We start from the raw sequence: 6,210 nt of genomic DNA, 5'->3' as shown, positions 1-6,210 counted from the left end.
CTTGCAAAAAGTATGGAGCCGATAGGACGGGTGTTCACCTCTTCCCATCTCGAACAGAGAAGTTAAGCCCCGCACCGCTGATGATACTGGGATCAAACCCGGGAAAGTAAGTAAGCTCCAAGTTATTTATAAAAAACCGCCTCGAAAGAGAGCGGTTTTTTTTTGCATAACAGTGGACAGTAGGCAGTGGACAGTAGTCAGGAAATAGAGTAGAGAGCAAAGAGTAGAGATATGGCATAAAAAAGAGGCTGCCGCCTCGTTTTTATCCATTCATGAAATATAACCTTCGGACTAATTCCCTCCGGACTTTAGACTATCGCCTCCGGACTCCCTCCCTCCGGACTTTAGACTATCGCCTCCGGACTCACTCTCTCTGGACTAGTGGCCACCATTCACTACTTACCATTTTTAGTCTTTACTCTTTTCTCTATACTCTCTTATCTATAATCTAATCTATTCTTTGTCCTTTATCCTTTATTCTTTATCTTTGCAACTCTATTGCAAACAATGATTTAATTAAATATTTAGATAAATGTCTAATATAAAGTATAAGCACTTATTGCCGGCTGAAAAAGTGGGAGTTTTTCTCTCTCTTCTTTGTGCAATACATTGCCTTACTTTACCACTTATTTTATTTGCGGCCCCCTATTTAGCTAGCTCTATCGCATTTAGTCCTTTGGCTGAGTGGATTTTGGTTGCTAGTAGTTTTGTAATGGCTTTGCTTTTATTGTGGCAAGATTACCGTAAGCATAAGAAATCGATGCCTTTGTATTTTTTGGCTTTAGCTGCCTTGATTAAATTAGTGGATACCTTGGTAGGAATGAAGTCGATTGAATGGATTTTTGGTTTATCCCTAGGAGTCTTTATTACATTAGCTTATTGGTTTAACTACAAGCATAAAACAGCTTGTACGTGCAAAATCAAGTAGTTGATATCTTTACACGAGGGAATTTTGTATCTTTATATCCTATCCCGGTTATAATTATTATTCAGTGAGCATTTCCTATCAACCCGTTATTGGCCTTGAGATTCATGCACAGTTGCAGACGAATTCGAAGATATTCGCCAGCGATCCTGTTCTTTTTGGCCAAGAAGCTAATACCTTAATTTCTCCAATCTCTTTAGGTCATCCCGGTACTTTGCCTAAGTTGAATAAAAAGGTGGTGGAATACGCCATTAAAATGGGATTGGCGATTGGTTCTACCATAGCTCCTAGGCAATATTTTGATCGCAAAAACTATTTTTACCCTGATCTTCCGAAAGGCTATCAAATTACCCAAGATAAAACGCCTATATGTATGGGCGGTTCTATTTTAGTTCATTTGAAAGAAGGTGATAAGAAGATGGAGTTTCACCACATCCACTTAGAGGAGGATGCTGGGAAATCTCTCCACGAGGGGGATAATCCTTATAGTTTTTTGGATTATAATCGTGCAGGTACCCCTTTGATCGAGATGGTCACAGAACCGTCTATCCATTCGTCAGAAGAGGCGTTTGCCTTGGTGTCTGAGGTTCGTAAATTAGTTCGATACCTGGGGATTTGTGATGGGAATATGGAAGAGGGATCATTGCGAGCAGACGTTAATGTGTCTATTCGTCCGGTGGGATCTACGACCTTGGGGACGAAAGTGGAGATCAAAAATATGAACTCCCTACGCAATATTCAGCGGGCGATTGAGCATGAGATTGTACGGCAGACTAAGGTGTTATCGGAGGGTGGAACGTTGATTCAAGAGACGAGAACCTTTGATTCGCATACAGGAACAACGCATTCCATGCGGGTGAAAGAGACAATGAATGATTACCGGTATTTTCCGGAACCTGATTTGGCACCGCTAGAAATATCAGAAACTTGGTTGCAGGAGGTAAAAGCGTCTATGCCGCTATTGCCATGGGAACAAGAACAAAAATTAATAAAAGAATTTGGTTTGCCTGCTTATGATGCACACTTCTTAGCGGATACGCGTGAAATGGCGGTCTATTTTGAAGAAGTAGCTACTTTTTCCAAAGCCTATAAAGCTATCTCAAACTGGTTAATGGGGCCCGTTAAGTCTCATTTAAATGAAACGAATCTATCGATTACAGCTTTTGAATTAAGCCCTAAAACTTTAGCGGAAATTATCGAATTAGTAGAAAGTGGGACACTTACCCACAATTTGGTTGCGCATCAGTTATTTCCCCTTATGATCGATAATCCGGATAAATCGCCTGCGCAAATTGTATCGGAGCAAGGTTGGTTAAATGCACAAACAGGGGACGAATTAATCATTTGGGTTCAAGAAGCCATCGCTGCTTACCCAGATAAGGTGAAAGAATACCAAAAAGGAAAGAAAGGCTTGATCGCCTTATTCATCGGTGAAGTAATGAAGAAATCGAAGGGCGCCGCCGATCCGAAGCGTGTAAATCAGTTGGTATCAGAAGAATTATCAAAAGCTTAAATGAAATTAATCGGAATCATATTATTATTTGTGACGTCGATGCAGGCTCAAAATTTTGAGTTGCGGGTGCAGGCGAAGACGGTTATTCCGGGTAAAAAAATTTATTTAGAATATATCACTGATCTTGGAAAGGTCATTAAAATCGATTCTGCAGTTCCATCCGCACAGCATACCGTAAACTTCAAAGGCCAAGTAAAAGATCAGGGAGCTTTCTATCTTTTGAATTTCTTTGACACTCCTAAGCCGCAAAAAGTATTGGTTATTTTAGAGGGAGGCGAATTCATTGATATAGTGGCAGATGGGGTTAATGATGAGGATGGTAAGGGTAATTTTACCATGAAAGGGGATTATCCGAATGTGAAATATATGTTGGAATTAATGGCTATTTCGAAAGAAATGGAGACCAAAGTCCGCAAATGGAATCAAGAAATTCAACTCGATCAGAAACAAGAAAAACGCATTCAGGCCGAATTTACGCAAGCACAAACCGCGAGTACCGCTAAAATAAAAGCTTTAATCCCGCAAATGGGAAGTCATTTAGTGGCGCTTTGGGCGACTAATTTTTTGCCAGCAGAAAAGGAAATGACTTCACTGGTAGAAATTGCGGATCGATTAGGTAAGGCGAGACCAGCTCATCCTCAGGTACGTCAGTTTGTAGCTAATTTACAGCGATTACAGGGAGTGAACGAGGGGGCTTTGGCACCTGAGATTAACCTAGCGACTCCTGAGGGCCCGACTTTGGCTTTGAGCTCTTTACGTGGAAAATATGTGTTAATTGATTTTTGGGCAAGTTGGTGTGGTCCGTGTAGAAGAGAAAACCCCAATGTTGTGAAAACCTATGCGGCCTATAAAGATAAGGGATTTGAAATTTTTGGTGTCTCTCTAGATCAGAATCGGGAGGCTTGGTTGAAAGCCATCGAGTCGGACAAGTTAGTGTGGAAGCATGTGTCAGATTTACAATATTGGAACTCAGCGGGTGCTCAAGCTTACCAAGTTAACTCCATTCCTCAGACATTCTTAGTAGACCCAGCTGGTCGTATTATTGCCAAAGGTTTGAGAGGTACGGCGTTGGACCAGTATTTGGCCAAATTATTTGAATCAAAGTAATATGAAAATAGCGATCATTGGTTGTGGAAATATGGGAATGGCTTTTGCCAATTCGTTCATTCAGTATAATTTGGTTTCCAAAGAGGAACTCATTCTGATCGAAAAGAACAAAGAACGAGGCTATATTCTTCAAGAACAAAAGGCGGGAATCGTAGTCGATACGATTTCTGAAAAAGTTGGGACAGTTGATTTAATCATCTTGTCTGTAAAACCGCAAGATTATCCCTCTGTTTCGTCAGAATTAGCGCGATTTATTCAACCGTCTCAAATCGTTTTGTCGATCATGGCAGGGATTCCAATGGTGAATATTCAAACAAGTTTATCGCACGATTTAGTAGTTCGTGCTATGCCGAATACGCCTGCACTTCTAGGCATGGGAATGACCGCTTTCGCGGCTGCACCCGCAGTTGGGATGTCGGATATCCGTAAGGTCGAAAATTTAATTAATTCCACAGGACGTGCAGTGTTTTTAGAAGAAGAAAGTTTGTTAGATGCAGTGACTGGTTTGAGTGGGAGTGGACCGGCTTATTTCTTTTATTTGATTAAGGCGATGATTGATGCGGGAGTGAAGATGGGTTTTGAGCCAGCAATGGCGTCGTTGCTTGTCAAGCAGACCATGTTAGGTTCGTATCATTTGATGCAAACAAGTGATAAAACATTAGATGAATTAATTCAGGCGGTAGCTTCTAAAGGAGGTACCACGGAAGCGGCTTTAAAAACGTTTCAGGAAAATTTGGTGTCAGAAGGATTGCAGAAAGGAATCATTGCGGCGAGAGATCGCGCAAAGGAATTAGCCAATTAATGAACTAATATCGGCCTCGTTTAATTGACGACTGATGATTTCTCCGTTAGGAGAATAGGATGGATTCGTACTGGCAAATAATTGTTCAACTAGTGCGGACATTTCTTCCGCAAGTAATTTCTTAGATTGGTATCGAATTGCGGCTCGATTGGCTAGAATACGCGCGATTTTTTCAGCATGGTTTTGGCCTAAATCTGACGCTTCATTCTTCACTTGCTCTAATATACCCTCTAATAAATTCTGACCATCCTCCTCGCCTATTCCGGCAGGGACACCTTGAATCCAGTAATTTTCCTCCGCATCTTTTGTTAATCCAAAACCTAAATCGGTAACGTCCACTAGAATCTCCTCCAATAGAACAGCGTCTGCCGGATTAATGCGTAAAATTTGCGGGAATAATAATTGCTGAGATACGCCATTTTTCTTAACTAAATTCTCTGAGAATTGATCAAATAAGATGCGCTGATACGCCTTTTTCTGATCAATGAGTAACATTCCTCCAGATAGCGTCACAACCAGGTACTTATTCAAAATTTGAATAACTTGGAAATTAGAATGAGACGAGCTGTCCTGAGTCCAGGTATTCGCCTTGCTTTGAATCGTGGTAGAACCCTCGTTAAACAAATTTGCCGATGGATCTGCGACGGATTGGCGTTCAAATGCTTCAATATTGTCATTTAAGCCCTCGTAAAGCTTCTTCCAAGCATCTTGAACAGGCCGTGTGGAATTCGTGCCTGAAAACGAAGAAATGGCGCCTGGTGCTGTCATGGCTCCGCTGGGGTTTCGAAAATTCACATTCGCATCGAAATCCAGTGACGGAATCAAATGATTTAAGCTGAGGGTCTTCCTGATGGCAGCTTGTAAAATGGCATAGATAGATCGTTCATCATCAAACTTGATCTCCGTTTTCGTCGGATGCACATTGATATCGATATGAGACGGATCTAATGTCAAAAACAAGACATAGAAAGGAAATGTGCCCTCTGGTACCAATCGTTCATAAGCACTCATGACCGCATGGTGCAAATAGGAGCTCTTGATAAAGCGATTATTCACGAAGAAAAATTGCTCTCCGCGCGTCTTTTTTGCGTATTCTGGGCGGCCTACATAGCCTTTAATGCTAACGTAGTTTGTGTTTTCCTCACAAGCGGCTAATTGTTCTCGGTAGGTTTTTCCGAACAAATCCACAATACGTTTGCCCAGTTTTTCAACGGGTAGGGAATAGGTCTCTTGCTCGTTTTGAATGAATGAAAACTTAATCTCTGGATTCGCTAAGGCGATGCGTTGAAATTCGTCCAAAATATGACGCATTTCCACCGGATTGGATTTCAAGAAATTACGGCGGGCAGGGATATTATAGAAAAGGTTTTTGACTAAGATAGATGTCCCTTTTGGAACTGCTACTTGTTCATTCGCTTTTAAGACTGACGCTTCCATGCGCAATAAACTGCCTAATTCATCCTCCTCTCGCTTTGTTTTTAATTCGACCTGGGCTACAGAGGCAATAGAGGCCAAAGCCTCCCCACGGAATCCCATGGTATGGATGGCAAATAGATCTTCTGCCTTACTAATCTTAGAGGTGGCATGGCGCTCAAAACACATTAAAGCATCTTGTGGCGACATCCCTTTGCCATCATCGATGACTTGAATGCTGACTTTCCCCGCTTCTTTCACGATTAATTGAACGAAGCTAGCCCCAGCATCAATCGAATTCTCCATTAACTCCTTTACCACAGAGGCTGGTCGCTGTACAACCTCGCCCGCCGCAATTTGATTTGCGATAGCATCAGGAAGCATTTTGATCAGATTATGCATAAATAAAGGGGTAAATAAGAGGACAAAGATACAGTTTTAACCAAAAAA

5 protein-coding genes and 1 rRNA gene are annotated in these 6,210 nt (G+C 41.6%); 5 read left to right on the top strand and 1 reads right to left on the bottom strand.

Annotation, left to right across the window (positions count from 1 at the left end; translation table 11 throughout):
- Positions 1-11 precede the first annotated feature (11 nt).
- The 5 genes from rrf to proC all read left to right on the top strand — a co-directional run bounded on the left by rrf (position 12) and on the right by proC (position 4,347).
- A 5S ribosomal RNA gene (rrf, locus tag SKC37_RS11610) occupies positions 12-123 on the top strand.
- A 409-nt stretch (positions 124-532) separates the two neighbouring features.
- A complete protein-coding gene (locus tag SKC37_RS11605) occupies positions 533-928 on the top strand; it encodes a MerC domain-containing protein (protein WP_377981617.1) in 396 nt (131 codons plus the stop codon).
- Between the two features lie 64 nt (positions 929-992).
- A complete protein-coding gene (gene gatB, locus SKC37_RS11600) occupies positions 993-2,438 on the top strand; it encodes an Asp-tRNA(Asn)/Glu-tRNA(Gln) amidotransferase subunit GatB (RefSeq protein ID WP_377981616.1) in 1,446 nt (481 codons plus the stop codon).
- Positions 2,439-3,545: a TlpA family protein disulfide reductase gene (locus SKC37_RS11595; RefSeq protein WP_377981615.1), complete on the top strand. Its 1,107-nt coding sequence runs from the start codon at positions 2,439-2,441 to the stop codon at positions 3,543-3,545.
- 1 nt (position 3,546) lies between these two features.
- Complete coding sequence (gene proC, locus SKC37_RS11590; protein ID WP_377981614.1) at positions 3,547-4,347, top strand: pyrroline-5-carboxylate reductase; 801 nt, start codon at positions 3,547-3,549, stop codon at positions 4,345-4,347.
- Here proC and mutL read toward each other — a convergent pair.
- Complete coding sequence (gene mutL / locus SKC37_RS11585; RefSeq protein ID WP_377981613.1) at positions 4,336-6,162, bottom strand: DNA mismatch repair endonuclease MutL; 1,827 nt, start codon at positions 6,160-6,162, stop codon at positions 4,336-4,338. The genes proC and mutL overlap by 12 nt on opposite strands.
- Positions 6,163-6,210: the final 48 nt, after the last annotated feature.

This window comes from Aquirufa esocilacus, assembly GCF_042715595.1.
Taxonomy (GTDB): Bacteria; Bacteroidota; Bacteroidia; order Cytophagales; family Spirosomataceae; genus Aquirufa; species Aquirufa esocilacus.
Note: the sequence above shows the minus strand (reverse complement) of the source record. Positions and strands in the feature narration are given on the sequence as shown.

Excerpts from the sequence above, each read along its gene's own strand:
- SKC37_RS11605 (WP_377981617.1), top strand. The coding sequence starts at position 533 with ATGTCTAATATAAAGTATAAGCACTTATTGCCGGCTGAAAAAGTGGGA.
- SKC37_RS11595 (WP_377981615.1), top strand. The coding sequence starts at position 2,439 with ATGAAATTAATCGGAATCATATTATTATTTGTGACGTCGATGCAGGCT.
- proC (WP_377981614.1), top strand. The coding sequence starts at position 3,547 with ATGAAAATAGCGATCATTGGTTGTGGAAATATGGGAATGGCTTTTGCC.
- mutL (WP_377981613.1), bottom strand. The coding sequence starts at position 6,162 with ATGCATAATCTGATCAAAATGCTTCCTGATGCTATCGCAAATCAAATT.